The 26,500-nt window shown below is 62.4% G+C and carries 25 protein-coding genes; 9 read left to right on the forward strand and 16 right to left on the reverse strand.

What is annotated here, in order from left to right; all coding sequences use genetic code 11:
* Nucleotides 1-336 precede the first annotated feature (336 nt).
* From smc to ABIT12_RS05415, 3 genes are all read right to left on the reverse strand, one after another.
* Nucleotides 337-3,792 carry a chromosome segregation protein SMC gene (gene smc / locus ABIT12_RS05405; protein ID WP_348043569.1) on the reverse strand — a complete coding sequence of 1,152 codons (3,456 nt, stop codon included), beginning with the start codon at nt 3,790-3,792 and terminating at the stop codon, nt 337-339.
* Nucleotides 3,793-3,927: 135 nt separating this feature from the next.
* Nucleotides 3,928-4,692: a thioredoxin domain-containing protein gene (locus ABIT12_RS05410; protein ID WP_348043571.1), complete on the reverse strand. Its 765-nt coding sequence runs from the start codon at nt 4,690-4,692 to the stop codon at nt 3,928-3,930.
* A gap of 90 nt (nt 4,693-4,782) precedes the next feature.
* Complete coding sequence (locus ABIT12_RS05415) at nt 4,783-5,307, reverse strand: DciA family protein (protein WP_348043573.1); 525 nt, start codon at nt 5,305-5,307, stop codon at nt 4,783-4,785.
* 211 nt (nt 5,308-5,518) lie between these two features.
* Here ABIT12_RS05415 and ABIT12_RS05420 point away from each other — a divergent pair, with 211 nt between their 5' ends.
* Nucleotides 5,519-6,574, forward strand: coding sequence for an A/G-specific adenine glycosylase (locus ABIT12_RS05420; protein ID WP_407065592.1), 1,056 nt, complete (start codon nt 5,519-5,521; stop codon nt 6,572-6,574).
* Here the strand turns inward: ABIT12_RS05420 and ABIT12_RS05425 are convergent.
* From ABIT12_RS05425 to ABIT12_RS05440, 4 genes are all read right to left on the reverse strand, one after another.
* Entirely contained in the window at nt 6,571-7,377 is an 807-nt protein-coding gene (locus ABIT12_RS05425) for a DUF6968 family protein (protein WP_348043577.1), read from the reverse strand. The genes ABIT12_RS05420 and ABIT12_RS05425 overlap by 4 nt on opposite strands.
* Before the next feature lie 123 nt (nt 7,378-7,500).
* Entirely contained in the window at nt 7,501-8,634 is a 1,134-nt protein-coding gene (locus ABIT12_RS05430; protein WP_348043579.1) for a site-specific DNA-methyltransferase, read from the reverse strand.
* Between the two features lie 161 nt (nt 8,635-8,795).
* Complete coding sequence (locus tag ABIT12_RS05435) at nt 8,796-9,449, reverse strand: ribonuclease HII (RefSeq protein WP_348043581.1); 654 nt, start codon at nt 9,447-9,449, stop codon at nt 8,796-8,798.
* 47 nt (nt 9,450-9,496) lie between these two features.
* Nucleotides 9,497-9,859, reverse strand: coding sequence for a DUF4180 domain-containing protein (locus ABIT12_RS05440; RefSeq protein WP_348043582.1), 363 nt, complete (start codon nt 9,857-9,859; stop codon nt 9,497-9,499).
* Nucleotides 9,860-9,967: 108 nt separating this feature from the next.
* On the opposite strand from ABIT12_RS05440, the gene ABIT12_RS05445 reads away from it, so the two are divergent.
* Nucleotides 9,968-10,561, forward strand: coding sequence for a hypothetical protein (locus ABIT12_RS05445; protein WP_348043584.1), 594 nt, complete (start codon nt 9,968-9,970; stop codon nt 10,559-10,561).
* Here ABIT12_RS05445 and ABIT12_RS05450 read toward each other — a convergent pair.
* Together ABIT12_RS05450 and ABIT12_RS05455 are read right to left on the reverse strand one after the other, a co-directional pair.
* A complete protein-coding gene (locus tag ABIT12_RS05450; protein WP_348043586.1) occupies nt 10,555-11,436 on the reverse strand; it encodes an aminoglycoside phosphotransferase family protein in 882 nt (293 codons plus the stop codon). The two genes, ABIT12_RS05445 and ABIT12_RS05450, sit on opposite strands and share 7 nt — an antisense overlap.
* Nucleotides 11,437-11,468: 32 nt before the next feature.
* The gene (locus ABIT12_RS05455) at nt 11,469-12,617 is read right to left on the reverse strand and encodes a PA0069 family radical SAM protein (RefSeq protein WP_348043588.1); all 1,149 of its coding nucleotides are present in this window, start codon (nt 12,615-12,617) and stop codon (nt 11,469-11,471) included.
* A 370-nt stretch (nt 12,618-12,987) separates the two neighbouring features.
* Here ABIT12_RS05455 and ABIT12_RS05460 point away from each other — a divergent pair, with 370 nt between their 5' ends.
* A complete protein-coding gene (locus ABIT12_RS05460; RefSeq protein WP_348043590.1) occupies nt 12,988-14,475 on the forward strand; it encodes an MDR family MFS transporter in 1,488 nt (495 codons plus the stop codon).
* A 92-nt stretch (nt 14,476-14,567) separates the two neighbouring features.
* Here ABIT12_RS05460 and infA read toward each other — a convergent pair whose 3' ends face one another.
* From infA to ABIT12_RS05480, 4 genes are all read right to left on the reverse strand, one after another.
* Nucleotides 14,568-14,786 (reverse strand): translation initiation factor IF-1, encoded by a 219-nt coding sequence (infA, locus tag ABIT12_RS05465; RefSeq protein ID WP_348043592.1) that lies wholly within the window; start codon nt 14,784-14,786, stop codon nt 14,568-14,570.
* Between the two features lie 220 nt (nt 14,787-15,006).
* Entirely contained in the window at nt 15,007-15,543 is a 537-nt protein-coding gene (gene moaB, locus ABIT12_RS05470) for a molybdenum cofactor biosynthesis protein B (RefSeq protein ID WP_348043594.1), read from the reverse strand.
* Nucleotides 15,524-16,819 carry an MFS transporter gene (locus tag ABIT12_RS05475; protein ID WP_348043596.1) on the reverse strand — a complete coding sequence of 432 codons (1,296 nt, stop codon included), beginning with the start codon at nt 16,817-16,819 and terminating at the stop codon, nt 15,524-15,526. Before ABIT12_RS05475 ends, moaB begins: the two co-directional genes overlap by 20 nt.
* 155 nt (nt 16,820-16,974) lie before the next feature.
* Nucleotides 16,975-17,775 carry a uracil-DNA glycosylase gene (locus tag ABIT12_RS05480; RefSeq protein ID WP_348043598.1) on the reverse strand — a complete coding sequence of 267 codons (801 nt, stop codon included), beginning with the start codon at nt 17,773-17,775 and terminating at the stop codon, nt 16,975-16,977.
* Between the two features lie 85 nt (nt 17,776-17,860).
* Here ABIT12_RS05480 and ABIT12_RS05485 point away from each other — a divergent pair, with 85 nt between their 5' ends.
* The 3 genes from ABIT12_RS05485 (at nt 17,861) to ABIT12_RS05495 (ending at nt 22,369) form a co-directional block, all read left to right on the forward strand.
* Nucleotides 17,861-19,513 (forward strand): electron transfer flavoprotein-ubiquinone oxidoreductase, encoded by a 1,653-nt coding sequence (locus tag ABIT12_RS05485; RefSeq protein ID WP_348043600.1) that lies wholly within the window; start codon nt 17,861-17,863, stop codon nt 19,511-19,513.
* 150 nt (nt 19,514-19,663) lie between these two features.
* Nucleotides 19,664-21,481, forward strand: a complete 1,818-nt coding sequence (locus ABIT12_RS05490) for a tetratricopeptide repeat protein (RefSeq protein ID WP_348043602.1) — start codon at nt 19,664-19,666, stop codon at nt 21,479-21,481.
* Nucleotides 21,482-22,369: a 4-(cytidine 5'-diphospho)-2-C-methyl-D-erythritol kinase gene (locus tag ABIT12_RS05495; protein ID WP_348043604.1), complete on the forward strand. Its 888-nt coding sequence runs from the start codon at nt 21,482-21,484 to the stop codon at nt 22,367-22,369.
* Here the strand turns inward: ABIT12_RS05495 and ABIT12_RS05500 are convergent.
* Complete coding sequence (locus ABIT12_RS05500; RefSeq protein ID WP_348043606.1) at nt 22,366-23,403, reverse strand: polyprenyl synthetase family protein; 1,038 nt, start codon at nt 23,401-23,403, stop codon at nt 22,366-22,368. The two genes, ABIT12_RS05495 and ABIT12_RS05500, sit on opposite strands and share 4 nt — an antisense overlap.
* A 152-nt stretch (nt 23,404-23,555) precedes the next feature.
* Here ABIT12_RS05500 and ABIT12_RS05505 point away from each other — a divergent pair, with 152 nt between their 5' ends.
* Nucleotides 23,556-24,263 (forward strand): methyltransferase, encoded by a 708-nt coding sequence (locus ABIT12_RS05505; protein ID WP_348043608.1) that lies wholly within the window; start codon nt 23,556-23,558, stop codon nt 24,261-24,263.
* Nucleotides 24,264-24,352: 89 nt separating this feature from the next.
* Nucleotides 24,353-24,586, forward strand: coding sequence for a hypothetical protein (locus tag ABIT12_RS05510; protein WP_348043610.1), 234 nt, complete (start codon nt 24,353-24,355; stop codon nt 24,584-24,586).
* On the opposite strand, the gene ABIT12_RS05515 is transcribed toward ABIT12_RS05510, so the two are convergent.
* Nucleotides 24,587-25,204, reverse strand: a complete 618-nt coding sequence (locus ABIT12_RS05515; protein WP_348043612.1) for a hypothetical protein — start codon at nt 25,202-25,204, stop codon at nt 24,587-24,589.
* Between the two features lie 12 nt (nt 25,205-25,216).
* Nucleotides 25,217-25,519: a DUF2188 domain-containing protein gene (locus ABIT12_RS05520; RefSeq protein ID WP_348043614.1), complete on the reverse strand. Its 303-nt coding sequence runs from the start codon at nt 25,517-25,519 to the stop codon at nt 25,217-25,219.
* A gap of 54 nt (nt 25,520-25,573) precedes the next feature.
* On the opposite strand from ABIT12_RS05520, the gene ABIT12_RS05525 reads away from it, so the two are divergent.
* Nucleotides 25,574-26,497: a glycine--tRNA ligase subunit alpha gene (locus ABIT12_RS05525; protein ID WP_348043616.1), complete on the forward strand. Its 924-nt coding sequence runs from the start codon at nt 25,574-25,576 to the stop codon at nt 26,495-26,497.
* Nucleotides 26,498-26,500 lie beyond the last annotated feature (3 nt).

Genomic DNA, 26,500 nt, shown 5'->3' on the forward strand with positions numbered 1-26,500 from the left:
CGGAGAGTTGGCCGGACCCAGTTCAATCGCACCAGCGGAAGGGAAGCGACCCTCCCTCCATCCGGCGTCCCCGCGCCGACCGTTCGTCGCGACCGCGCAGTAATGCACGGGGATGGGTGGAGTATGCGCGCAGATTTGGTGGTGGGGATAAGTTGCATACGATCTTCCTTCTCCGCTTGTGGGAGAAGGTGCCCGAAGGGCGGATGAGGGGTATCCCGGGCTTCAGGCATGGGATGGCGCAGCACCCCTCACCCTCGTCTTTCTGCTGGACGCAGAAATCCTTTCCCTCTCCCGCAAGGGGCGAGGGGTGACGACTGAGGGATAGGCTCCGAAACTTCAGACCGCTTCGAGGAACGTCTCCGCAGTCGTCAAATCCACCGACACCAACTGGCTGACGCCGCGTTCGGCCATGGTGACGCCGAACAGGCGATCAACGCGGCTCATGGTGATGGGGTTGTGGGTGATGACCATGAAGCGGGTATTGGTACGCTGGCGCATTGAATCGAGCAGGTTGCAGAAGCGCTCGACATTGGCATCGTCCAGCGGGGCATCGACTTCGTCGAGCACGCAGATCGGCGCCGGGTTGGTCAGAAACACCGCAAAGATCAGGCTCATTGCGGTCAGCGCCTGTTCGCCGCCCGAGAGCAGCGTCATGGTCTGAGGCTTTTTGCCGGGCGGACGGGCGATGATTTCAAGGCCCGCTTCGAGCGGATCGTCGCTTTCGACAAATTTCAGCTCGGCAGTGCCGCCACCGAACAGGGTGGTGAACAATTCCTGGAAGTGGCCATTGACCTTGTCAAAGGCTTCGCTCAGGCGAGCGCGGCCCTCGCGATTGAGCGACTGGATGCCGGTGCGCAGCTTGGCGATGGCTTCGATCAGGTCGTCACGATCCTTGACCATCAGATCGAGCTTTTCGCGAACGTCTTCGGCTTCCTTTTCGGCAGTGAGGTTGACCCCGCCCAGCCGTTCGCGTTCGGATTTGAGCCGGTCGAGCCTCTGCTCGGTGGCAGCTTCGGGCGGTAGGGCCTCTTCCGCGCGAATGCCTGAAGCTTCCAGTGTGCGGCTGGCCTCGATCCCCAGCGTTTCGATCACCTGGCGTTCGATCTGCTGGCGCTGGACGATGATGCCCTTGAGGCGTTCTTCGACGCGGACCAGTTCGACGCGGGCGGCGGCCAGAATTTCGCTGGCCAGACGCAACGCCTTGTCGGCCTCGCGATAACCGCTCTGGGCGAAGTTGAGCGAATCCGTCGAGGCCTTGTGGGCGATCTTGGCGGTTTCGATGTCATCATCGAGCACGGCGCGGCGATTGGCAAAACCATCCGGCGACTGATTGAGCGTGAGCAGTTGCGTTTCGATTTCGGCGGCGCGGGTATCGAGGGTGGCCAGTTGCGCATTGGCGCCGTCGCGGCGGCGCTGCCAGCTGGCGCTGTCGCGATCCAGTTGCGCCACGCGGCTCTCGCGCATGCGCGCAGCGTTTTCGAAATTGCCGAGTTTCAATCGGGCTTGATCGGCCTGGTCGCGGGCCTGGGTCAGTACCGACTGGCGGGTCTGGGCCTCGGTGGCGGCTTCCCCTTCATCGCCGATTTCGGCCAGCGATTTTTCCGCATCGACCTGAATGGCTTCGGCTTCGGCAAGGCTTGAGGCGAGGCGCACCCGGGCCTCTTCAAGCGCGCCCTGGCGCGTCGTCAGATCGCCGATGGCGCGCTGCGCCTTGTCGACTTCGGACTGCGCTGCGCCGATACCGTGCTGCAGACTGCGCCAGCGATCGCGCGAGGCGCGTTCGGACTGGCGGGCGGCTTCGAGCGCTGCGGCCAAAGCATCGACATCGCGCTTCCAGCCGGCGCGTTCAGCACGGGCGCGGACGATTTCCTCATCGAGTTCGGCCAGCCGGTTGCGCTGTGACAGGCGCATCGCGGCAGCGCTCGGCGCATCGGCGGCGGAGACAAAACCGTCCCAGCGCCATAGATCGCCTTCCAAGGTCACCAGCCGCTGGCCGGGCTTGAGCGCACGCATCAGCCCGGGTCCATCGACGGCATCGACCAGCCCGATCTGGCTGAGGCGACGCCGGAGCAGGTCGCTGCCGGACACGTGACGGGAGAGCGGTTCGGCGCCTTGCGGCAAAGCTGGATCGTCCGAAGCATCGAGCGCGGCGACCCAATGCACCGGCGCGCCCGTATCGGAGGAGGCTTCAAGATCGTCACCCAACGCAGCGCCCAATGCGGTTTCGTAGCCGGACGCGACCTTGAGCGTATCGACGATGGCGGGCCACAGGGTTGCGCCGGTATTGAGCATTTTGGCCAGTGTCGTGGCTTCGGCTTCGAGCCGGTTCAGGGCGGTGTCGATCTGTTGTAATTTCGGGCGGGCGGCATCGAGCTTGCCTTGCGCCGCGGTGCTGGCCTCCTCGGCGGCGATCGCCACGGTTTCCGCATCGGCGACTGCCGACTGCGCGGCGACGAGCGCTTCACGCTTGCGCGACAGGGTTTCGTCGGCATCAAGGCTTTGCGCGATGGTCTGGGCCTCGCGCGCCACTTCGGCGACCTGCTGGGTGAGCCGGGCAATGCGAGCCTTGGCGTCATCGGCGCTGCGAATGGCCTGGGCGCGGCGGGCGCGGACCTGCGCCAGTGCGTCGGCGGCATCGCGCGCCGCGGTTTCGGCCGATGCGACGATCTCGCGCGCACTGTCGGCTTCGGTACGGGCAATATCGAAGGCCGCCTGCGCCGCTTCGCCTTCGGCGGCGAGGCGGGCCTGTTCCTCGGCATAACTGGCGAGCGTGGTTTCGCTTTCAGCCAACAGGTCGCGTTCACGCTGACCATCGGCGGCCAGTTGCTTGAGGCGCTCTTCCAGCTCGGCCTTGCGCTGGTTGGCGCGGCGGGCTTCGTCGGCCAATTGTTCGGACAGGATGGTGAGGCGCTGCAGGGCGGCGCCGGTGGCCGCTTCCGCGTTGCGCAATGGCTGCAGCGCGGCATCGGCGGCTTCGAGCTTTTTCTGCGCCTGCAATTCCAGATGCGTCGCATCGGCAAGGTCACGGATCAACACGCCCTGCTGGGCCTCGGTGTCCTTTTCGGCAAAGCGCGCGGCGACCCAGCGGATGTGGAACAGCGTGGCTTCGGCGCGGCGGATGTCGCCCGAGAGCGAGCGATAGCGCAGCGCCAGGCGGGCTTGGCGCTTGAGGGCTTCGAGCTGGGTTTCGACCTGCGCGATGATGTCATCGACGCGCTCAAGGTTCTGCTCGGCGCCGCGCAACCGCAATTCGGCTTCATGCCGGCGCGAATGCAGGCCGGAAATCCCGGCGGCTTCTTCGAGCAGGGCGCGACGTTGTACTGGCTTGGCGGCGATCAGTTCGCCGATCTGGCCCTGGCGGACCAAGGCTGGCGAATGCGCGCCGGTCGAGGCATCGGCGAACAGCAATTGCACATCGCGGGCGCGCACTTCGCGGCCGTTGACGCGATAGACCGAGCCGGCTTCGCGCTCGATGCGGCGGGTGACTTCGAGCACATCGGCGGTGTTGAGGGCAGCGGGGGCGGTGCGGTCGGAATTATCGAGGACCAGGGTGACTTCGGCGCTGTTGCGGGCGGGGCGGCCACCGGAGCCGGAAAAGATCACGTCATCCATGCCCGAAGCGCGCATGGCTTTATATGAGCTCTCGCCCATCACCCAGCGCATCGCCTCGACCAGATTGGATTTGCCGCAGCCGTTCGGCCCGACAATGCCGGTCAGCCCTGGCTCCATCACCAGTTCGGTCTGGTCGGAAAAGGACTTGAAGCCATGCAGGCGGAGCCGGGTGAATTTCATGGCAGACCGCCCTTCCTTCTCCCCTTGCGGGAGAAGGTGGCGCGAAGCGCCGGATGAGGGGTCAGCGATGGCTGAAGCAACCCCTCACCCGCCCGTTGGGCACCCTCTCCCGCAAGGGGAGAGGGGAGAATGAGACTACTTTGCCGGAACAACCGGTGTGCTGGTTTCGGCAGGTGCGACCGGGGTGACGGCTGGCTCGGTTGACGGGGCCGACATGGCGCCATCGACAGCAGCAGGCGCAGCCGGAGCGGTGCCGGCGGGCAGCAGCGGGTCGATTTCTGCTGCGAGCTGTGCAAGCGATTGTTCCCCGGATAGCGTCTTGCCATTGATATAGAATGTCGGCGTGCCGGCGAGGCCAAAATCCTTGATCGCCTGATCGCGCAAGGCTTCTATCCCGGTGAACAGGTCCTGATTCGTCAAGGCAGCGTCGAAAGTCTCCTGGGTAAAACCAAGCTGCTTGGCAACATCGAAGATGGCGTCGCGCGGCTTGTCGGAAACGCCCCAAGTGCCCTGGGTCTTGAAATAGGTCGAGATGACATTGTGATAGGCAGTCGGGCCGGCAGCTTCGGCCAGCATGAAGATCGCCGAGTCCAGCACGTTGCGGCTGAATGGGCGCAGAATGTACTTCACCAGGCCGCTATCGACATAGGTAGTGAGGAAGGTCGGCAGCACGTCATTGCTGAACGCGGCGCAATGCGGGCAGGTGGGCGAGGCATATTCGATGACGGTGACGGTTGCCGTATCCTTGCCCAGCGCGTGATCCGGAACGCCCTTGGGCGCCATCAGCTTGGCCTCGTCGATCTTGTCGCCATCGGCGGCGCTGGCGGCGCCAATTCCGGCAAAGCTGAGAGCAGAGGCAGCGGCTGCCAGGATGAGCGTTTCACGACGGTTAAACTTCACGGCACAGGCTCCATTTGCTTATTTGTGGCGACACTACACACCGGCAAGGCGGCGGCAAGTGGGCAAGTCAATCACCATGGGGTGAACAGTCTATCTGTTCTTCTGTTCCGGCCTGCCCGATAGCGCGTGGCCCAATGCCCGCAGCGCTTCGCGCAGACCTTCATCGTCGACAGTGTCGACGCTTGCTCCGACCTTTGCACGAATGCTCTGGCTCGGTTGCGACAGAGATTTGTCCTTTGCGCCTGAATGGGGGGTGAACGGTTCGGCTGACAATCTGACGGCGCCCACCAGCACATAGCCGAAATAGCGATTGATCGCGGCGGCGATGTTTTGCCCCTCATGGGCAATGGCCAGCGCATGGCCCGGGGCGCAGCGCAGGTAGAGCGTTGCCCCTTCCGCACTACGCTCGCCGCGCGGCCAGCTCAGTTTGTCGGGCATGGCGACCCCATTATAGGGGCTCGGGGCGATGGCCGACCAATGGGTCAGAATATCGCGCGAGGCAAAGCCCCGCTTTTTCAGCACCGGATCGAGCGCGCCCGATAGCGCATCGGCAAGGCCAACGGCGCGATTGCGGCGCTTGGGCTCGGTGTCGGGCTTGGGTTTGGCGGTGGTCATGGTGGTGGTTTAGCAGGGGCTGGTGTTGCGGGAAAGAACCCCCTCCCTTCCCTCCCCACAAGGGGGAGGGTGACATCGGGTGTGTTGCACCTGGATGCCACGTCCGCCGCATTCACCCTCCCCTTGTGGGGAGGGAAGGGAGGGGGTGAGTTGCATGCACAATCCATCAATGTGACTTGCACCAATCCCCCCATTCCATCACATCTGGCCCATGCAATTGCAGTCCACTCTCCCGATCAATGCCGACGCCGTGCTCGCTTGGTACGATGCCCATGCGCGCAACCTGCCGTGGCGGGTTTCGCCGCAGGATCGGCGTAAGGGCATCAAGCCAGACCCTTATCGGGTGTGGCTATCAGAAGTGATGCTGCAGCAGACCACTGTTGCGGCGGTGGGGAAATTCTTTGCCCGGTTCACCAGCCTGTGGCCGACGGTATTTGATCTGGCAGCGGCGCCGTTAGCGGCGGTGCTCGTCGAATGGGCGGGGCTGGGCTACTACGCACGCGCCCGCAATCTGCATGCCTGCGCGGTGGCGGTGGCTGAACAGCACGGCGGCGTTTTTCCGCAGACTTCGGCGGGTTTGCAGGCCTTGCCCGGCATCGGCGCCTATACCAGCGCCGCCATCGCCGCGATCTGTTTTGATGAAAGGATTGCCGTGCTCGATGGCAATCTGGATCGGGTGCTGGCGCGCTATTGTGCGCTCGAGGTACCGGTGCGCGAGGCCAAGGAGGAGCTGCGCGCCGCGCTGCAAGTCGCCGTGCCGGAGCGGGCCGGGGATTTCGCGCAGGCGATGATGGATCTGGGTGCCACCATCTGCACGCCGCGCGTTGCCGTTTGCATGCTGTGTCCACTGCAGCCGGGATGTCTGGCGACCAGAACCGCCAACCCGACGGCGTTTCCGATCAAGCCGGAAAAGGCCGAGCGTCCGGTGCGTTATGGCCACGCCTTCGTGCTGCGCGATGCGGCGGGGGACGTGTATCTGGAAACCCGGCCCGACAAGGGCCTGCTGGCCAAGATGACGCAGACGCCGACATCCGAGTGGACCGGCGCTGTTGCCGCGCCCTGCTATCCGGCCAAGGGCGACTGGCGGCATCATGGGCACGTGATCCACATCTTCACCCATTTCCGGCTGGAGCTGGATATCTGGTCGGCGGACGTGGCCGATATTTCGGGGCTGGATCGCGGCTGGTGGGCCGATCCGGCGGCGCTTGGTGGCGAGGCCTTGCCGACACTGTTCCGCAAGGTGTTGGCAGCGGCCGGGCTCGACTAAAAGAATTGCCGGTCATGGCCGATCAATTGGTCGCGATCATTGGCCGAAACAGGAAAACCATAGCCGGCACCTGGACGATCGAACATCAAGGTTCCATCGTCGTGGTAGTCGCTCCCGTACACCTCAGAGCCGACCATGGACATCGCCAGATACAGTGCCTGTACGCCATCAGCACCGAACATCGTGAACACCCGTCTCCGTTCCGGCCAGTCGATTTCATAGCGACAACCCCAACTACCATCCGCCGGCAACGGCAAGAAGAAGCGAATATCCACCGGCGTCAGCACTGCTTCCGTCGCGATCCATAACCGCCGGCTGGCAATGATTGTTGTCGTTGTGTCAGGCCCGACCCGCGCGGCGTGCCAGCGGGCATAGTCGCGATACGCGTGCAATACCCGGTCCCAGCCTTCGGCGGCGTCAAATTTTCCGTGCTGGCCGACGTTTTGGTTGCCCCAGCCACGATGGATGAAACCGATCTCGGTGCCATCGAGGGCAGGGGCGAAGACGACTTCAATTACGGTCGGCGCCGCCTCTGTCAGCCCCAACCACCAGGCCATCACTATGCGAACGCCCGGCTCAAAATCGGTCACTGAACCCCAGGAGATTTCTGCCCCGCTTGCCCCGGTTTCAAAAACTCGGCCGCCTGGCGTCAACTCGATGGTGACACGCGTCAGATTTTCTCCATTGGCGGAAAAGCCTTTGGGCCACCAGACGCTGATTCCGTTGACGAAGGCCAAAAACGCCCGTTCAGGCGTCCCATCAACCACAAGACGTCTCAAGATAGGCGAATATCTGTCGCTCATCGCGGGCCTCGCTTTCACGTCCGCGATATTAGTACTGGCTGCGACGCTGACAAGCACCCAAGAAAAAACCGCCGGGGCAAACCGGCGGTCAGGTAGAGCCTGAATTTTGATTGGAGGTCGAAATCAGGCAGAAAGCAAATCAAGTTTTACGCGGATATAGCTGCGCAGATCGTCGATCGGCGCGGCGGGGCCTTGCGTTTCGTGGTGCCAGAAGGTCCAGCCGTTGCAGGCCTCTGCCCCTTGCACCAGGGCGCCGACCTTATGGATCGAGCCCTGATGAGAGCCCGAAATGATGGAGCCATCGGCGCGGACCATGGCGGTGTAGCGGCGACCGGCGTCGAACAACTGGGCGCCCGGTTCGATCAGGCCCTGTTCGATCAGCGAACCGAACGGAATGCGGGCTTCCTTGCGCTTGGGCGTCACCGATTGCAGCGCTTCGAACACGCCGGGGCGGATCGCGGCGATGCGCTTGAGCGCGGCGGCGATATAGGTGTCTTCGCGCTCGATGCCGATGAAATGGCGACCAAGCTTACGGGCGACGGCGCCGGTGGTGCCGGTGCCGAAGAACGGGTCGAGCACGATATCACCGGGCTTGGTGGTGGCGTTCAGAATGCGGAACAGCAGGGCTTCCGGCTTCTGGGTCGGGTGCACCTTTTCGTCGTCATCGCCCTTGAGGCGTTCGGCGCCGGTGCAGATCGGGAACAGCCAGTCCGAACGCATCTGCGTATCGTCATTGGCCAGCTTCATCGCTTCATAATTGAAGGTAACGCGGCTCTTCTGCGATTTGGCGGCCCAGATCAGCGTTTCATGGGCATTGGTGAACCGCGTGCCGCGGAAATTGGGCATCGGATTGGCTTTGCGCCAGATGACGTCGTTGAGCATCCAGAAATCGAGATCCTGCAACGCCGTGCCAACGCGGAAAATATTGTGGTAGCTGCCGATGACCCACAGCGCCCCATCGGGCTTGAGGACGCGGCGCGCCGCTGCGAGCCAGGCGCGCGTGAACTGATCATAATGGGCGAAGCTGTCGAACTTGTCCCAGTCATCATCGACCGCATCGACCTTGCTCTGGTCGGGGCGGGTAAGGCCCTGATCAAGCTGCAGGTTATAGGGGGGATCGGCAAAGATCAGATCGACCGACCCGGCCGGCAGGGAATTCATGTGGTCGATGCAATCGCCCACCAGAATAGTATCGATCGGGAGGCGCGAGGCCTCTTCCGCGGCGGCCGGAGCCGCCTGACGCGCGGTACGCAACATACGCTTAACCCTAACGCAGTACTAACAATCCCGTTGTACGCGGTTAGCGTTAAAAGCCATTTAATCCAGTTGGTTAGCGATAGGTTAAGGGGGGCTGCTTGCCGGTGCTTGTTCTGTGTTTGAACGCGGTGTCACCGTGGGCTGGAGAGCACCGCGAACGACTAGAGTTGGGCAACCGATAACCGCAATCTTGCTTCCGCCACCGGCGCAAAATCGGCCCGGTGGTGGCGGCAGGGGCCGTGTGTGGTCAGCGCCACCATATGTTGCGGCGTGCCGTAGCCCTTGTGGCCGGCAAAGCCGAAATGGGGCGCATCGCAATCCATGATGGCGCACATGCGGTCGCGGGTGACCTTGGCCACGATAGAGGCAGCGGCGATCGAGACGCTGCGGCGATCGCCACCGATCAGCGCGATGCCCTCGCAGGGCAGGCCCGGCGGTATATCGCGGCCATCGACCAGCACGCGATCGACCGGCAGGCACAGGCCCAGCACCGCCTGACGCATCGCCCACAGCGTGGCGCCGCGAATATTGTGGCTGGCAATGATCGAGGGTGGCGCGATCACCACAGACACCATGGCCGAGGCGATGATCTGTTCGAACAGCGCTTCGCGGCGGGCTTCGGTCAGCTTTTTGGAATCGTTGAGCCCGTCCGGGATATTGCTTTCGTCCAGAATGACGGCGGACACCACCACTGGCCCGGCCAGCGGACCGCGCCCGGCTTCATCGACGCCGGCAACAACGCGGGCGCCGCGCGCCATGGCAGCGGTCTCGTGGGAAAAATCCGGAACAGTCTGGATGATTGATTCGATCAGCATGGTCCAAGCATCCGCGCCGGCGGAGCGGAGTCAACCGGCGCGATGGCTTACTTTGCGGCGAGCGCGGCCTGCAACGCTGCCTGATCGACCACGAACAGATGATTGCCGATGCGATTGGTCTCGCCGACGAAGTCGCGCAGTGCGCTGCTCCGCGCCAGATAGGCGGAAATATCGCCGACAATGACCAGCCGCCGCTGATAGTTCTGCATCTTCTGGAAGAACTCACCGGCGAGGCCGCTGCGCAGGTTGAAGAAATCCGGAGCCAGCCGCGTGGCGGGGATGGCCACCACATCGGCATCGGCGCCGAAGGCTTCGCCCAGCAGATCGGAGGCATCGCGGCTGCTGCCGAGCAGGGGGCCATCGAGCGGACATTCGATGACGTTTACTCCGTTGATTTCATAGTGCTGCATTGCGATCTCCTTTCTGCCGTTGGGCGGCGCAACCACGCTTTGGCATGGTGCGCAACCTTGCTATAGATCATCACTGCGCGGGGGCGCCACGGTGATGCGAGCATGACAATGACAAACAAGACTGCGCTGGCGCTGGCCATCGCGTTGACGATGACCGTGCCGCTTGCGGCCAAGCCGTTTCACCATCCGTTTGGCGAATGGCGCGAATACAATCAGGATTGGCTGTCGGCGTGTCCCGACAAGATCGACGAAAAGGACACCGGCTATTATGGCGTGTCCTGCTTTGCCAGCACTGGCACGGTGGAGGTCAACGCGGTCAATTTTCCGGTTTATAAGCTGACGCTGTTTCTCAACCGGCTGACCGGCGTGCTCGACGTGGCGTTTACGGCCGCGGCGACGGACGGCACCGAACTCGATCCCAGCAGGCCCCTGCTGATCAAGTTTGGCGGGGAACCCGCGATCAGCCTGGATTTCTCCAAGGATCTGGAAACCCGCTACAATACCATCAACCAGTACTATCCCGCCGATCCGGCTAGGCGCGATGCACTGATCGAGGCGATGAAATCGCGCAATGCCGTGTCGATGACCGTGCCGATCACCGGCGGCGCCAAGGACAGCGTCGATATCCGCATGTCGATGCGCGGCGTCGCCGCCTCGCTCGATTTCATGCAGAGCTATTCGCGCAAGATCGACAATTATTGAGCCGCCGCCCAGCGCTGGAACCCCTTCAGCATTACTGGCGCGTTTTCGGTGCCGGCTTCACCTGCAAGCTCCCACAGGCGCAGCATACCGGTCAGCAGATTGATGCGAGCGCGATCGATCTGCCTGCCGCTGGCCGCTTCATAGGCGGCAATAGTGCGCGCGGTCAGATCCAGCGACACGAAGCTGCCATAGACGAATTCGCGGTGTACTGAGCCAAAGCCTGAATCGCCAAAATCGTAGAGCCCGTTGAGCCGGCCGGCGACATGGTCGAACGCCATGTTCCAGCCGTGGCCATCGAAATAGCCGAACGTGGTGCCCAGCGGATCGGGCGGCAAGGCGAGATAAGCTGTGACCAGCAGCTGGGCGGCTCTGTCGAGGCCATCGGTGAGATGGGGCAAGGCGCGGTGCAAAATGCCGCTGGGATCGGTCCAGTCGTAAATATCGCGTGCACCGGCGGCGCGCAGCGGTGTCGGGTCGAGCCGGTGCAGTTGTCCGTAAAACCGGCCCATTGCCTCGGCCAACTGCTGGCGCTGGCTGTCGTCAAGACGCTCGTAATCGGCGGTGAGCAGATGTTCGCCAGCCAGCTTGCGATGGCGGGTAAAGGTCATCGGGCTTTCATAGAGCGTCATATCGGGCAGCGGCATGCTGACGGCTGGCCGAATGATGCCGAGAAGTGCAACTTCGCGGCGTAATGCGGCCTCTGCCCGTTCCTGCCGTGGAAATTTACAGATCCACTGATCGTCTATATCGACGCCGATACTGTCCCAGCCTTCCGTCAGCAACGAGAAATGGGCATCGGCCAGTTCGGGAAAGCGCGCCACGATGGCGGCGCGCAGGGTTTCGAGCGAAAGGGCAGGGGACGGCGGCATGGGCATACGAAAAACCTAACCGCTATCGTACCACTTGGCTAAAACAAACTCATCTGCTTGTCTTCGACCTTGGGGGCGATGAACAGGTCGGTGCGCAGCGGCGGCAGTTTTTCGCCCAGGCCGTAGCGTTCGCGGGCCTTTTCGAAGCGTTGGCGCAGCAGTTCGGCATAGGGGCCTTCGCCGCGCATGCGGCTGTGGAAATTGGGGTCGTTGTCACGCCCGCCGCGGGTTTCGCGGACGAGGCCGAGCACATGGCGCACCCGATCCGGGAAATGGCGCAACAGCCATTCGCGGAACACGTCGCGCACTTCGCCGGGCAGCCGCAGCAGGATCATCGAGGCGCTTTTGGCGCCCTGTGCAGCAGCGGCATCGAGGATGCGCTCAAGCTCCATATCATTGATCGCCGGGATCATCGGCGAGGCCAGGACGGCCACCGGGACCCCAGCCTCGCTGAGCAGGCGGATGGCCTCGAGGCGCCGCGCCGGGCTGGAGGCACGCGGCTCCATCTTGCGGCTGAGCTTGTGATCCATAGAGGTCATCGAAATCCCGACCTTGACCAGACCGAGCTTGGCCATTTCGCTCAGGATATCGAGATCGCGGATGATCAGCGCCGATTTGGTGGTGATCATCGTCGGATGACGGGTTTCCAGCAGTACTTCGAGAATGCCGCGGGTCAGCTTATGCTTGCGCTCGGCGGGCTGGTACGGGTCGGTATTGGTGCCCATGGCGATGGCCTTGACCTTGTAATTCTTCGCGCTGATTTCAGCACGCAAGGCCTCGACCGCGTTGGTTTTCACATAGATATCGCGCTCGAACTCGATGCCGGCCGAATGGCCCAGAAAGGCGTGCGTGGGGCGGGCGAAACAATAGGAACAGCCGTGTTCGCAACCGCGATAGGCGTTGATCGAGCGATCAAAACCAATATCCGGGCTGTCATTGGAGGTGATGATGGTCTTGGCGCGCTCGATATGTTCGACCGTCTCGAAGGTTGCCAGCGGCTCGACCGTGGTCCAGCCATCATCGGTATCCTCGCGGGTGGTTTTTTCGAACCGGCCACTGCGATTGGACTGCGCGCCGCGACCGCGATTGCGGCTGGGGTCGACCAGTTCGCGCCGCGCCAGATCGGCATCGCGGCTGCGGCTCAAACGTTCCAGTGCTTCAAACGACGGGGCCTGATAGAGGGCCATTGGTGCTCTCCTGCAGCGCGACGGGGACAAGAATCGTCACGATGATAACGGGAACAACAGGTAGCAGTTGCATGAGAACAAAACAAGAACTACAATTCTGCGAGAGGCAGCCTTGCGCCAGAAAACCTGGACCGCCTGCGCCTGCCTGCCATACATATGGGGCAGTCCGAAACCGCGACAAGAGCGCCGGCAATAGTTAAGCGGATAATTTAGCATTGACGGAAGCCAAGCTGTGAAATACCAAACAGCCTGTTGAATTGACGGGCTGCTGACAGGGTCTGTCAGGGCTTGTTTCTAGGGTGATGTCGAAAATCACCGGAGCCATTCGTCGTAGGGATGAGGCTTCAATGCCCACCATGAGGAACCGATCATGACGGACCAGACAACGACGTTCGACGCCGCGCCCGCAAGCGCACCAATCACCGAAGACATGGCCGCCCGCAACAAACTGGTGATCGGCCTGCTGCTGATTTCCGCCTTCGTGGTGATCCTGAACGAAACCATCATGGGCGTGGCGCTGCCGCACCTGATGAAGGATCTCAATATTCCGGCCAGTTCCGCACAATGGCTGACCACGGCGTTCATGCTGACCATGGCCGTGGTGATCCCGATTACCGGCTTCCTGCTGCAAAAGCTCAATACCAGGCCGGTGTTTATCCTCGCCATGTCGCTGTTTTCGGCCGGCACGCTGATCTCGGCGCTGTCGCCGGGCTTTGCCATGCTGGTGATTGGCCGCATCGTGCAGGCCTCGGGCACCGCGATCATGATGCCGCTGCTGATGACCACGGTGATGCATCTGGTGCCGCCGGAATCGCGCGGCAAGACCATGGGCAATATCTCCATCGTGATTTCGGTGGCACCAGCCATCGGGCCGACGATTTCCGGGCTGATCCTGTCCGTGCTCGACTGGCGCTGGATGTTCATCCTGGTGCTGCCGATCGCCCTGGGCGCGCTGGCGCTGGGCGCATCCCGCATCCGCAATGTCACCACGCCCAAGGATGCACCGATCGACGTGCTGTCGATCCTGCTGTCGATCATCGGTTTTGGTGGCTTCGTCTATGGCGTCAGCGGCATCGGCAATGTGAACCCAGAACCGGGCACGCTGCCGGCCTGGATCCCGCTGGTGATCGGTGCGGCGACCATTGTCATCTTCGTGTTCCGCCAGCTTGGCTTGCAGAAGCAGGACCGGGCGCTGCTCGATCTGCGCACGCTCACGTCCACCACCTTCACGCTGGCGGTGGTGATGATGTCGATCCTGATGATGTCGATGTTCGGCGCCTTCATCCTGATCCCGATCTATCTGCAGAACGTGCTGCACTTTGACGTGCTCCATACCGGCCTGCTGCTGCTGCCGGGCGGGCTGATCATGGGCCTGTGCGCGCCAACCGTGGGCAAATACTATGACAAGTATGGTCCGCGTCCCTTGGTCATTCCTGGCTCGGTAATCCTGGCGGTAGCGCTGTGGACGCTGACGCTGGTAACGCCCGATACCTCGTTCTGGCTGGTGCTGGTGGTGCATCTGTTGATGAGCGTTGGCCTGGCGCTGATGTTTACGCCGCTGTTCACCGTGAGCCTTGGCGCCTTGCCACCCAATCTTTACTCCCATGGCAGCGCCATGATCGGCACCACCCAGCAGGTGGCGGGTGCGGCCGGCACGGCCCTGTTCGTGGCGCTGTTCACACTGCAATCCACCCAGCTCGGGCTGGGCGGGGCTGATCTGGTAGCGGCAACCTCTGGCGGTCTGCACATCGCGTTCATCACCGGCGCAGTGATTTCGCTGGCTGCCGTGGTGATCTCGCTATTCATCACCAAGCCACCGGAATCCGGCATGCCGGGCGACATGGGCCACGGGCACTAGGCTGGTCGATAGCAACGCCAACAGGCGCCGGATGCGGATCCGGCGCCTTTTCATTGGCATAACTGGAAGAAGTGGCCCGCCGGCCGCGACGCTTACCGGAAGCGGTAGGTCAAGCGGCCCTTGGTCAGATCGTACGGCGTCATTTCGCACAACACCTTGTCGCCAGCCAGAACGCGGATACGGTTCTTGCGCAGCTTGCCGGCGGTGTGGGCGATGATTTCGTGGCCGTTTTCCAGCTTGACCCGGAAGGTCGCGTTGGGAAGCAGTTCGGTCACCACGCCCGGAAATTCGAGCACGTCTTCTTTAGCCATAAGGGCTCCTGAGCAGCCCCGTGGACGCGCCGAGCATTCGGCTGATCGGATCGGGGCATATTGAGATCATTGCGGCCGCCGCGACCGGGTTTCCCCAGAGGTTTTGCACCGACAATATTGGTCGATTGCGCGGAGCAGTACAGCAAACCGCGTGGTTTGTGAACACCTGCAAGCAACGGGCTCGATTGCAGCCCGCTGAACCCCAGTTCCCCGCCAAATCCTAGCGTTCGTCGAGCCGCGGCATCAGTTCGACGAGGTTGCAGGGCGAGTGCCGGTAATCGAGCTGGTGGGACAGGATGGCTTCCCAGGCGTCGCGGCAGGCGCCGCGCGAGCCCGGCAGGCAGAACACGAAGGTGGTGCCGATCAGCCCGGCCGTGGCGCGGGATTGCATCGAGGAGGTGCCCACCGTGGTCGCCGAATATTGGTGGAACAGCACGGAGAAACCCTCCATACGCTTATCGAACAAAGGCTCAACGGCCTCGGGGGTGACGTCGCGCCCCGAAAAGCCGGTGCCGCCGGTGGTTAGCACCACATCGACCTTGGGGTCGGCGACGAAATTCTGCACGGCCTGGCGGATCAACTGGATATCGTCGCGCACCACGACGCGGGCGGCGCAGCGATGCCCATCGGCTTCCAGCAGCGAGACCAGCAAGGCGCCGGCGGTGTCGGTTTCCAGCGTGCGCGTATCGGACACGGCGATGACGGCGATCGACAGCGGCTTGAACTGCCGCTCAGGATTAAGGGCTGACTTGAACATCGCTGTCTTCCACATGAGAGGCCGGATCGCGGCTGGGGATATCGTCGCTGTCGGCGCGCGGATCGAGCGCCACTGATTCTGGCGTCACCTGCTTGTCATTACCCATGGGGCGGAAGCGCGCGCGGCCGGCCACATCGACGCTTTTGCGCACCCGCATGCGCAAATAGGCCGTGACCGCCAGCGCGCCATGGAAGGCGGCGGTGACGATAAACAGCCCGACCGGGTGATAGGCATTCATGATCAGCGAGGCGACCGCGGGACCAATGGCAAGGCCCGTGCCCAGGATCAGCAGCATGCCGCCGGCGATCTTGGCGAAATCGCCATCCTTGGCATAGTCATTGGCATGGGCCACGGCCACCGCGTAGATCGGATTGGCGGCAAAGCCATAGGCCGCAAACAGCACATACATCATCCAGTTGGCACCCGGATTGATGATGACGGTCAGCGCGCCGACGATGGAAGCAAAACCGGACAGCCCGATCAGCACCAGGCGGCGATCGATCTTGTCGGAGAGGCGCCCAAACGGCACCTGCGCAACGGCACCCAGAATGGCGGCGATGGCAAACAGTACGGCAATGCCGCTGGCGTCCAGGCCTTGCTCATAACCGTAAACCGGCGCCAGCGTGCCGAAGGCGCCATTGGCCATGCCGACGGAAAAGGCGGCAATCGCGGCGACCGGCGAGGTCTTGTAGAGCAGCCGCACATCAAGACGGGCCGACGCCAGCGGCCGCGGCTGCGGGCTTGAGGTCAGCGCGGTGGGCAGCACGGCGCAGATAAAACTGATGGCACCGACGACAAACGGCAGATAGCCGGTGACGCCGGTCACCGACATGGCGATCTGCCCGAGCGTCGAGGCGGCCATGTTGATGGTCACATAGATCGAAAAGATGGTGCCGCGGCTCTTGTTGTCGGCCACTTCGTTGAGCCAGCTTTCAACGATCATCGCGGCGCCGGCAAAGCAGAAGCCGGAGAGCGCACGTAACACGATCCAGCTGACATCGTTGATCCACAGCAGATTGAGCAGGATGGTGATGGTGCCAATCGCCGCCATCACCGAAAAGGCCCGGATATGGCCGACCTTGCGCACCACCAGCGGCACGGTGATCGAGCCGGCAACAAACCCCACCGACCAGCCGGTGCCGATCAGGCCCAGCGACAGCAGCGAAAAATGCTCTTCGGCGCCGCGCACCGACAGCAGCAGGCCTTGCAGCCCGCCGCCGAACATCAGCAGCGCCGAGCCCAGGAACAGGGCGTAAATCTTGATAACCGACATCATGGCGTTCTTCGCGTCTGGAATGGAAGGATCAAATCACGCGACGGTGACCATAGCGCGGCATCGGCAATTGGCACGTCAAAAGTGGGGCAAAGCGCAAATTGTTTTGATGGGACGGCGCGCCTGAGCCTGTGTGGTGGCCGCAGCCAGAGAACGGCTTAAAGCCCCAGCGCATCCAGTTTCATCCGCAGGCTGAGCAGATCGCTCCAGGCTTGATGCTTGGCCGCCGGGGAGCGCAGCAGATAGGCGGTGTGCAGCGTCGGCATTGCTTCGGCGGCATGATTGCCGACTGTGACCTGGCTCCACTTGCCGCGCATCTTGAGAATGCCCGTGGTGGTGGCAAAGATCGACTGCATCGCCGGGCCGCCCAGCGTGACGATGATTTTGGGTGCCACCAGTTCGACCTGCCGGTTGAGGAATGGCATGCACAGGGCCATTTCTTCGGGCGTGGGGGTGCGGTTGCCGGGCGGGCGCCACGGCACGGTATTGGCGATATAGACCTTGGTGCGATCCAGCCCGATGGCGGCCAGCATGCGGTCCAGCAATTGGCCGGATTTACCGACGAACGGCTTGCCCTGGCGATCCTCTTCGGCGCCGGGGGCTTCGCCGATCAGCATGATGTCGGCCTCGGGATTGCCATCGGCGAACACCAACTGGGTGGCGCGTTGCTTCAGCCCGCAACCATCGTAGGCATCGAGCAGGCGCTGCAATTCGCCGAGCGTCTGGGCGCTGGCGGCAAGCGAGCGCGCTTCGCCCGGGTCGGCCGCCAGCGAGGCGGTGATCGGGGTCGGGGCCACAATCTCCCGCTGCGGGGGCAGGGCGGGGCGGCGATTGGGCGCTGCAACTTGCGCGAAACGGTTGACCGGCTCGTCCTGCACGGCAAGGTCAACCCCGGCGGCCCGATACCATTCGAGCACCGAGACCATTTCGGCGTTATTCAGGGGTCGATCTTCGGCCATGAATTCTGTTAGAGCATGAACCGCTAAAGGGGTCACCGGGTTTTGCCCGGCAGGACCGAGATTTCCACGATACCGAGGCGACTGGATGGCCCAAGCCGGCAACCGCGAAACCCTGCCGACCGACGTGCTCATCGTTGGCGCGGGCCCGTCCGGGTTGGCGGCGGCGATCCGGCTGAAGCAGCGTCATCCCGATATTGCCGTAACGGTGGTGGAAAAAGCCGCTGAAATCGGTGGGCATATCCTGTCAGGTGCAGTGATGGACCCGGTGGGGCTTGATGCGCTGATCCCGGACTGGCGGCTCAAGGGCGCGCCGGTTGGTCCCGATGTCACCCGCGACGACTATCATTTCTTGAGCGCCAGCGCGGATTTCACCTTCCCGCATCTGCTGCTGCCGCCACAGTTGAAAACCAGCAATGGCGTCATCGTCAGCCTGGGTGATCTGGTACGCTGGCTGGGGGAGCAGGCGGCGGCGCTCGGCGTCGATGTGTTCCCGATGACGGCGGCGGTCGAGGTGCTGACGGACGCAGCGGGCAACGTCACCGGCATCATCACCGGCGATCTGGGCCGCGACCGTGATGGCAACGAAAAGCCAGGCTTTGCGGCGGGGATTGCGCTGGAAGCCAAGTACACTCTGATCGCCGAAGGCGCGCGTGGGTCGCTGGCCAAGGGGCTGATCCGGGACTTTGAACTGGATAAGGCCAAGAGCCCGCAAAAATACGGGCTCGGAATCAAGGAAGTGTGGGAAATTCCGGCTGACCGGCACCAGCCCGGCAAGGTCGATCATTATCTCGGCTTTCCGCTGGATATGAACACATCGGGCGGCGGCTTTGCCTATCATGCGCAGGACCGCAAGCTGTATCTGGGGCTGGTAGTGCATCTGGATTATGCCAATCCGACGCTGTCCCCGTTTGACGAATTCCAGCGCTTCAAGACGCATAAATCCATCGCACGTTTGCTGGAGGGCGCCACGCGCCTGAGCTACGGCGCCCGCGCGCTGACCTCGGGTGGTTGGCAGTCGATCCCCGATCTGGTGTTTCCGGGTGGCGCGCTGATTGGCTGCGCGGCAGGCTTCATGAATGCGCCCCGCCTCAAGGCCATTCACAACGCCATCCTCTCCGGTATTGGCGCTGCTGATGCCGTTGGCGAGGCGATTGCGGCGGGGCGGTCGCATGACCGGTTGGAGACGCTTGAACACAAGGTGTTCGACAGCGGTATCGAAAAAGAGCTGATGGCCGTACGCAATGTCAAACCGCTGTGGTCACGGTTCGGCTCGATCATCGGTGTGGGGCTGGCGGGCGTCGAAATGTGGGTGACGGCGATTCTCGGCCGCTCGCTGCTCGGCACGCTCAAGCACGCCAAGGCGGATTATGCAGCGCTGCGTCTCAAGGCGGATCAGCCCACCAAAAGCTATGAGCGCCCCGATGGTAAAACCCGGTTTGATCGGGCAGCGTCGGTGTTTCTGGCCAACCTTGCCCATGATGAAGATCAGCCGATCCACCTCAAACTGGCCGATCCGGCAGTGCCGGTGCGCGACAACCTGCCCAGGTTTGGCGAACCGGCGCCGCTCTATTGCCCTGCGGGCGTTTACGAAATGGCGACGGAGGGCGGTGCGCCGGTGTTTCGCATCCATGCCGCCAATTGCGTGCATTGCAAAACCTGCGACATCAAGGACCCCGCCCAGAACATCACCTGGGTGCCGCCCGAAGGGGGCAGCGGGCCGAATTATTCAGGTCTGTAACGCGTACAAAAACCTCGCTTTGACCAGCAATGTCACACTATTGCGTGTCCCCTTGCGGCGCGGTCCTAAAATAGACAATCTTTGCAGTGAAATCGGCCCGCCAGGGCCAAGGGAGTTACCAGCCTCGTGACACAGTTTCTGAACCGTCTCATGCGCCCGCTTTTTGTGGTCGTCGCCCTCAGCGGCGCTATCGCCCCGGCGCATGCGGCCACTTCGGCGGCCGACCTGGCCCAGCAGATCCTGCGAGGTTTGATCCCGAGCAAGACCGGCAATTTTGTTGCCGGCGTCCAGGCGCTCAAGGACCTGCGCACGCACGAGGCTGCGGACTATTTCATGTCGGCGGCGCGGATCAATTGGGATGACCCGGTGCTGGTCGAACGCGCCTTTACCGCCTTGGCAGCCGACGGCCAGATGAAGGAGGCCGCATCGGTCGCCAAGCATCTGCTCGATGTCGATCCCTCCAACGAATTGGCAAAGTTGTTACTCGGCACGCAGGCGCTCAAGGACGGGGACTATTCCCAGACTGAAGCTATCCTTGCGGTGGCCAGCCAGGACAGCTTTACCGCCATTACCGGCTCCATCCTGCGGGCATGGGCCTTTGTCGGCGATAAACAGACGGCCAAGGCCGACGAATTGCTCGACCAACTGTCCAGCAATGGGCTCGAAGATTTTCTGGTTTTCCATCGCGCCCTGATGGCCGAAGCCGAAGGTGACACCAAAAAAGCCATCGATCTGGCCGGCAAGGCCTATGATGCCGAACCGAACGTGGCGCGCATTGTCGAAGTCTATTCACGCATGCTGGCCAATGACGACCAGTTCGATGAAGCGCAGGCTACAATCGACTCGTTCGAGGATCAGGGGCTGACCCATCCAGTGGTCACCGAGGTCAAGAAGGCCGTCGCTGAAAAGCGCCATCCGGGCGCCTTTGTTACCAGTGTACAGGTCGGTGCGGCCGAAATGTATCATGGTATCGGCGTAGCGCTGTCGCGCGACGGCAGCACCGAACTGTCGATCGTTTTCCTGCGCATGGCGCTTTACCTCGATCCCAATGCGGACGTGATTTCGTTGGCGCTGGGGCAATTGCTCGATGAAGCCGGACGGCAGGAACTGGCCAATGAAATCTATGACGGCATCCCCGCCAATTCGGTGATGAAGCCAACTGCGGTCGTGCGGATTGCGCAAAACCTGGAAACGCTGGGCGACCGCCCGGAAGCACTGCGCCGCCTGAGCAATATCGTGGCGACCAACCCGACCGATCTTGATGCGCTCTCGGTGCTCGGCGACATGCAGCGCTATGACGAGCAGTATGATGCAGCAGCGCAAACCTACACCAAGGCGCTGGCATTGACCGGTGGCGAAAAAAATTCCGACTGGCGGTTCTATTACGTGCGCGGCATTGCCTATGAGCGCGCCAAGCAATGGCCCAAGGCCGAGACTGACTTCCTCAAGGCGCTGGATTTGTATCCAGACCAGCCCGCCGTGCTGAACTATCTGGGCTACACCTGGATCGACAAGGACATCCATCTCGATGAGGCGCTGGCAATGATCCAGAAGGCCGTGGATGCCAGCCCGCAGGATGGCTATGTGGTCGATAGCCTGGGCTGGGCTTTCTACAAGCTGGGGCGCAATCCCGAAGCGGTGGCGACGCTCGAACAGGCTGTGCAGTTGATGCCCAATGATCCCGAAATCAACGATCATCTGGGCGATGCCTATCTCAAGGCCGGACGAGCTTTGGAAGCGCGCTTCCAGTGGAATATCGCCTCCGCCGTCGATACGATTGGCGAGGTCAAGGCCCGGGTGGCGCCCAAGCTGGCAGCATCTGCACCCAATGACTCACCAGTGACCAAGGCCGAGGCGATTACCCCGACGCCCGCCGCTCCAGCCGCAGAACCAGAAGTCGATGGCGAGCCGATGGCGCCGGCCCCGGATGCCATGGACGCGGCTCCGGTGGCTCCGGCAGCAAACTGATTGGCATCGCCTCCACTGGCGCTGGAAGCGGCGCCGGCCAAGATCAACCTGGCGCTGCATGTCACGGCCAAGCGGGCCGACGGATATCATGACCTCGAAAGCCTCGTCGCCTTTGCCGACGTCGCCGACGAGCTGGAGGCCTATGCCGCCCCGGTTGACTCGCTGGCGATCATCGGGCCGTTTTCCAAAGGGCTGAGCAGCGGCAGCAGCAATCTGGTGGCGCGGGCGGTGGCGGCGTTCCGGCAGGCCTGGCCGGACCATGTCGACACCGGACTGGCACTGACGCTGAGCAAGAACCTGCCGGTTGCGGCGGGTCTTGGCGGCGGCTCGGCCGATGCGGCGGCGGCATTGCGCCTGATGTCGTCGCTCGGCAAAGCGCCGATCCCGATGGATGAACTGATGGCGCTGGCCGCCCGGCTCGGCGCGGACGTGCCGATGTGCCTGCTGTCCGTGCCTCTGCTGGCGCAGGGCGTCGGCGAAAAACTCACCCCACTGGCGGCGTTTCCGGCCTGCCACGTGGTGCTGGTCAATCCGCTGATCGAGGTTTCAACCGCCGACGTGTTCCGCCGCTTGCGCTCGCACGACAATTACCCATTGCCCGAACTGCCCTCGCCGCTGACCCGCCCCGCCCAGCTGGGCATCTGGCTGGCCGAAACCCGCAACGATCTCGAACCGCCGGCGCGCAAGATCGTGCCGGTGATCGGGGAACTGGTCGAGCGCCTGCGCGATGCCCAGGGCTGTATCCTGTCCCGCATGTCGGGTTCAGGCGCGACCGTATTCGGGTTATTCGGCTCCAGCGCGCAGGCGCATCAGGCCGCGCACGAATTGCGGTCGCAGACCTCGGGCTATTGGGTCGCCGCAGCGCCGCTGATCGTGCCGGAGAGTTAGTAAGCGCGCGAAACGCTGAACTCGACCACGTCGGCCAGCAGATCACGCAGCGCGGACTGGGGTAGAGGCGAGAGCGCGTCCGCCGCAGCACGCGCATGGAAGTGGGCCTTGTCCATGGTGCGGCCAAGAGTATTGTAGCGCTCCATGATGGTCACCACGGCGCGGACCTGCTCGTCGCTGGCTTCGGCATCGCCGAGCGCCGAGGTGATGATCTTCTGCTCGGCTTCGTTGCCTTCGGCCAGCGCCAGGATCACCGGCAGGGTCATCTTGCCTTCGCGCAGGTCGTCACCACGATTTTTGCCGATGGTGCCGGTTTCGCCGCGATAGTCGAGCACGTCATCGACCAGTTGGAACGCATTGCCCAGTTCCAGCCCATAGGCGCGCAGCGCCGTGCGCCCGGCCTCGTCGGCCTCTCCCGCCATGGCGCCCACTTCGCAGGCGGCCTGGAACAGCGTGGCGGTCTTGGCGCGAATGACTTCGGCATAATCTTCGGCTGACGTCGCCAGATCGCCGGTCTTGGCCAGTTGGAACACCTCGCCCTCGGCCATGGCGGCAGCAGCGGCGGCGAGCACGCCCAGCGCCTCGATATCGCGGGTTTCCACCATCATCATGAAGGCTTGGCCGAGCAGGAAATCGCCGACCAGCACGCTGGCTTGATTGCCCCAGATCATCCGCGCAGCAGGCTTGCCCCGGCGCATGTCACTCTCGTCGACCACATCATCGTGCAGCAGCGTGGCGTTGTGCATGAACTCGACGGCGGCGGCAAAATTGATGGCGTGGCCCTTGCCGCTGCCAAACAGCGCGGCTGCCGCGACGGTCAGCATCGGACGCAGCCGCTTGCCGCCACTGTCGATCAGATAACGGGCCAGTTCGGGCACCATATCGACGTGCGAATTGGCGCGCTCAAGGATCAGCGTGTTGACCCTGGCCATGTCGGCATGGGTTTGGGTCAGCAGCCGGTCAATGGCGCTCGGGCTTTCCTGCTGTTTTGTCTGCGTCAGAACCGACACCACCACACCGTCCTGGTTTGCCATCCCCCGGCAAAACTGGTTGAGACCCCGACCAGTGCGTCTATAAGATAGCGCTCCGAACCGTCCATTTGGGTGCGATGTCCCTAGACCAGCCAGCAGAATTTGTAAAACCCCAAACGCTGACCCACGATGCCTTTTTGGGTGGCCGCCTCACTGTGACGCAGCCTCGCACCGGATTCCGGGCCGGGCTCGACAGTGTGCTGCTGGGCGCTTCGATCAACCCGCACAGCCTGGACCTGCTTGATCTTGGCGCCGGCGTGGGCACGGCCAGCCTGGTGGCACTGACGCATAACCCTCAGGCGCGGGCGGTGCTGCTCGATCACAATGCCGACATGGGAACATTGGCCGAGGAAAATGCGGCGACGGCAGGCATGACTGGGCGGATGACCTTCATCGCGCTCGACGTGCTCGCCAAGGGCGCCGAGCGCAAAGCCGCAGGGCTGGCGACGGACCATTTCACTAGCGTTATAGCCAATCCGCCATTTTTCGACGATGCGGCGGGAACGCTGGCGGCCGATGCCGGGCGCGCCACTGCCCGCCATATGAGCGCGCAAGCGCTGGATCTATGGGTCAAGACTGCTGCTGCCAGCGCAGCACCGGGCGGAGAAATTATTTTCATTTATCCGGTGCAGTCGCTGTCGCCTTTGCTCGCTGCATTCGAGCAACGCTTTGGCGCCATTACCATAATGCCGCTCAGCCCACGCCCCGACGAGCCAGCATCGCGCATCCTGATCCGCGCCATCAAGGGCTCGCGAGCGCCGCTCACCATGCTGGCGAGCCGGGCATTGCACGGAGCGGAGGGGCGCAGCTTCGCGCCGCAATTTGATGCCATTTTCCGCGGCGAGGCCCGCCTTGGCTGGTAATTTGCCACCAACCACCCTAAATCACTGGCGGATCGGGGAACGAGCATGACGCTGATTGATGTGACGATCGCTGGCCGGGGCGCAACGCGATGACGGCCCTTTTGCTGCGCGTGCTGATTTTCGGTGCCATTGGCATCGCCATCTATCTCGGTGTTTCCAAGATCTGGCGTGACGTGACCAGCCAGTTTCGCAACGACGAGGCGGCCGAAAAGGAACGTCGTCGGGCCCGCGACCTGAGCGAACGCCAGCGTCCCGATGTCATCGATCTCAAGCGCGACGACGATGGCACTTTCCGCCCGGGCGGCAAGAATGAGAAACGCTAACTAGACGGGCTTTCCGAGTGCAACCCATTCAGTCATTGCTGCAAGCAGCTCTGACGTCGGATAATCCTGAATGTCGTCGTCGTCAAAACCCGCCGCCAGTTGACGCTCGTAGTACCATTCCTGAAAGTCAGCATAGGCGCCAAGTATTTTTGCGGGTCCATCCAAAGCGATACCAGCTTCGCTGACCAGCCAATTGCGAACTTTTCTGGTGGCCTTTTGGAAGTCATTGGCGTGAGCTTGGATGTCGCATCCCGCCAGATCAGAAATAGCAGCTTGGTATCGGTAGGGCTTAGCCTCTAGGATCAACATCTTCTTGGTTTCACGGCCCTTGCCGAAAAACTGCCGGCACCCATAATCTAAGCCCAACTCGAAAGGCATATTTAGTCGAAAGTATTCACCCGCCGTTTTAGCTTCGATCCGGCTCAAATCATGGATGGAGAACATGCTGTTTTGAATAAGATCGATGATTTTGAGTAGCCGAACGTCGGCGCCGTCGGCAGCTTCAGTCGCAATGCGAGGTGTCAATCCCGCGTAGGTCACGCAAAACAGCATAGCCTGCAATATGGGCTCGAATTCCTTGTCGAACGGGCAATTGATAAAGACCGAGCTTTCGAACATCGGCACGCTGCATTAGCCCTTAGACGGCACTGGGTCTGCGCCATAAGATGTTCGTTCGCGAATCCGGCCATCTCGTCCGTGGACATAGAGTTCCGTCGACTGATTTTTAGCAAGTTCGCGCGCTCGCTCGATTGCTTCCTGCTGCGTGACAAAAGTTCCACTCACGCGGGACGCACCAGCGCGGCGAACGCTCCATTTGCCGCCATTCGGCACGACGTGCTGTCCTTTTGTTGGCATTGGCCCCGCATCCTGCATCAGATAAATTGCTCTACGAACATAGCATCGATATGCGTCAAATCCAACAGCACCGACCATTGACCGCCCCGGGTGGTCAAACTAGAGGAATGTCCTACACATAGGATACTTCCGATGACCGACCGCCCAGCTCACATGGACCCGCGCAATTCCTTCCAGGGACTGCTGCTGACATTGCAGCAATTCTGGGCGGAGCAGGGTTGTGTCATCCTGCAGCCCTATGACATGCAGATGGGCGCTGGAACGTTCCACACCGCGACCACCTTGCGCGCACTTGGTCCCAAGCCGTGGAAGGCCGCCTATGTGCAGCCGAGCCGCCGCCCCAAGGACGGGCGCTATGGTGAAAATCCCAATCGCCTGCAGCACTATTACCAGTTCCAGGTGATCCTCAAGCCATCGCCGGCCGATATGCAGGACCTGTATCTGCGCTCGCTGGCCGCCATTGGCCTGGACATTTCGCTGCACGATGTGCGCTTTGTCGAGGACGACTGGGAAAGCCCGACGCTGGGCGCCTGGGGCTTGGGCTGGGAGTGCTGGTGCGACGGCATGGAAGTCAGCCAGTTCACCTATTTCCAGCAGGTCGCCGGCTTTGAGTGCTCGCCGGTGCCGGGCGAAATCACCTATGGGCTGGAGCGTCTGGCCATGTATGTGCAGGGCGTGGAAAACGTCTATGACCTGAATTTCAACGGCCGCGAAGGCGACGAAAAGGTCACCTATGGCGACGTGTTCCTGCAGAACGAGCAGGAATTTTCGAAATACAATTTCGAAGCCGCCGACACCGAAATCCTGTTCCGCCATTTCCTGGATGCGGAAAACGAGTGCAAGGCGATCCTGGAAAAGAGCGCCAACGGCAATCGCCACACCATGGCCGTGCCGGCCTACGAGCAGGTGATCAAGGCCTCACATAACTTCAACATGCTCGACGCACGCGGCGTCATCTCGGTCACCGAACGCCAGAGCTACATCCTGCGCATCCGCGATCTGGCCAAGGCCTGCGGCACGGCGTGGCTGCAGACTTCGGGCGGCGGGGTGGACTGACCC

Source organism: Devosia sp., assembly GCF_039927955.1.
Taxonomy (GTDB): Bacteria; Pseudomonadota; Alphaproteobacteria; order Rhizobiales; family Devosiaceae; genus Devosia.

Coding starts and splice junctions, on each gene's coding strand:
- ABIT12_RS05525 (WP_348043616.1), top strand. CDS start 25,574: ATGACCGACCGCCCAGCTCACATGGACCCGCGCAATTCCTTCCAGGGA.
- infA (WP_348043592.1), bottom strand. CDS start 14,786: ATGGCTAAAGAAGACGTGCTCGAATTTCCGGGCGTGGTGACCGAACTG.
- moaB (WP_348043594.1), bottom strand. CDS start 15,543: ATGTTCAAGTCAGCCCTTAATCCTGAGCGGCAGTTCAAGCCGCTGTCG.
- ABIT12_RS05485 (WP_348043600.1), top strand. CDS start 17,861: ATGGCCCAAGCCGGCAACCGCGAAACCCTGCCGACCGACGTGCTCATC.
- ABIT12_RS05460 (WP_348043590.1), top strand. CDS start 12,988: ATGACGGACCAGACAACGACGTTCGACGCCGCGCCCGCAAGCGCACCA.
- ABIT12_RS05430 (WP_348043579.1), bottom strand. CDS start 8,634: ATGTTGCGTACCGCGCGTCAGGCGGCTCCGGCCGCCGCGGAAGAGGCC.
- ABIT12_RS05440 (WP_348043582.1), bottom strand. CDS start 9,859: ATGCAGCACTATGAAATCAACGGAGTAAACGTCATCGAATGTCCGCTC.
- ABIT12_RS05515 (WP_348043612.1), bottom strand. CDS start 25,204: ATGTTCGAAAGCTCGGTCTTTATCAATTGCCCGTTCGACAAGGAATTC.
- ABIT12_RS05420 (WP_407065592.1), top strand. CDS start 5,519: ATGCAATTGCAGTCCACTCTCCCGATCAATGCCGACGCCGTGCTCGCT.
- ABIT12_RS05415 (WP_348043573.1), bottom strand. CDS start 5,307: ATGACCACCGCCAAACCCAAGCCCGACACCGAGCCCAAGCGCCGCAAT.
- ABIT12_RS05455 (WP_348043588.1), bottom strand. CDS start 12,617: ATGGCCCTCTATCAGGCCCCGTCGTTTGAAGCACTGGAACGTTTGAGC.
- ABIT12_RS05490 (WP_348043602.1), top strand. CDS start 19,664: ATGCGCCCGCTTTTTGTGGTCGTCGCCCTCAGCGGCGCTATCGCCCCG.
- ABIT12_RS05520 (WP_348043614.1), bottom strand. CDS start 25,519: ATGGTCGGTGCTGTTGGATTTGACGCATATCGATGCTATGTTCGTAGA.
- ABIT12_RS05425 (WP_348043577.1), bottom strand. CDS start 7,377: ATGAGCGACAGATATTCGCCTATCTTGAGACGTCTTGTGGTTGATGGG.
- ABIT12_RS05510 (WP_348043610.1), top strand. CDS start 24,353: ATGACGGCCCTTTTGCTGCGCGTGCTGATTTTCGGTGCCATTGGCATC.
- smc (WP_348043569.1), bottom strand. CDS start 3,792: ATGAAATTCACCCGGCTCCGCCTGCATGGCTTCAAGTCCTTTTCCGAC.
- ABIT12_RS05435 (WP_348043581.1), bottom strand. CDS start 9,449: ATGCTGATCGAATCAATCATCCAGACTGTTCCGGATTTTTCCCACGAG.
- ABIT12_RS05450 (WP_348043586.1), bottom strand. CDS start 11,436: ATGCCCATGCCGCCGTCCCCTGCCCTTTCGCTCGAAACCCTGCGCGCC.
- ABIT12_RS05500 (WP_348043606.1), bottom strand. CDS start 23,403: ATGGCAAACCAGGACGGTGTGGTGGTGTCGGTTCTGACGCAGACAAAA.
- ABIT12_RS05475 (WP_348043596.1), bottom strand. CDS start 16,819: ATGATGTCGGTTATCAAGATTTACGCCCTGTTCCTGGGCTCGGCGCTG.
- ABIT12_RS05445 (WP_348043584.1), top strand. CDS start 9,968: ATGACAAACAAGACTGCGCTGGCGCTGGCCATCGCGTTGACGATGACC.
- ABIT12_RS05480 (WP_348043598.1), bottom strand. CDS start 17,775: ATGGCCGAAGATCGACCCCTGAATAACGCCGAAATGGTCTCGGTGCTC.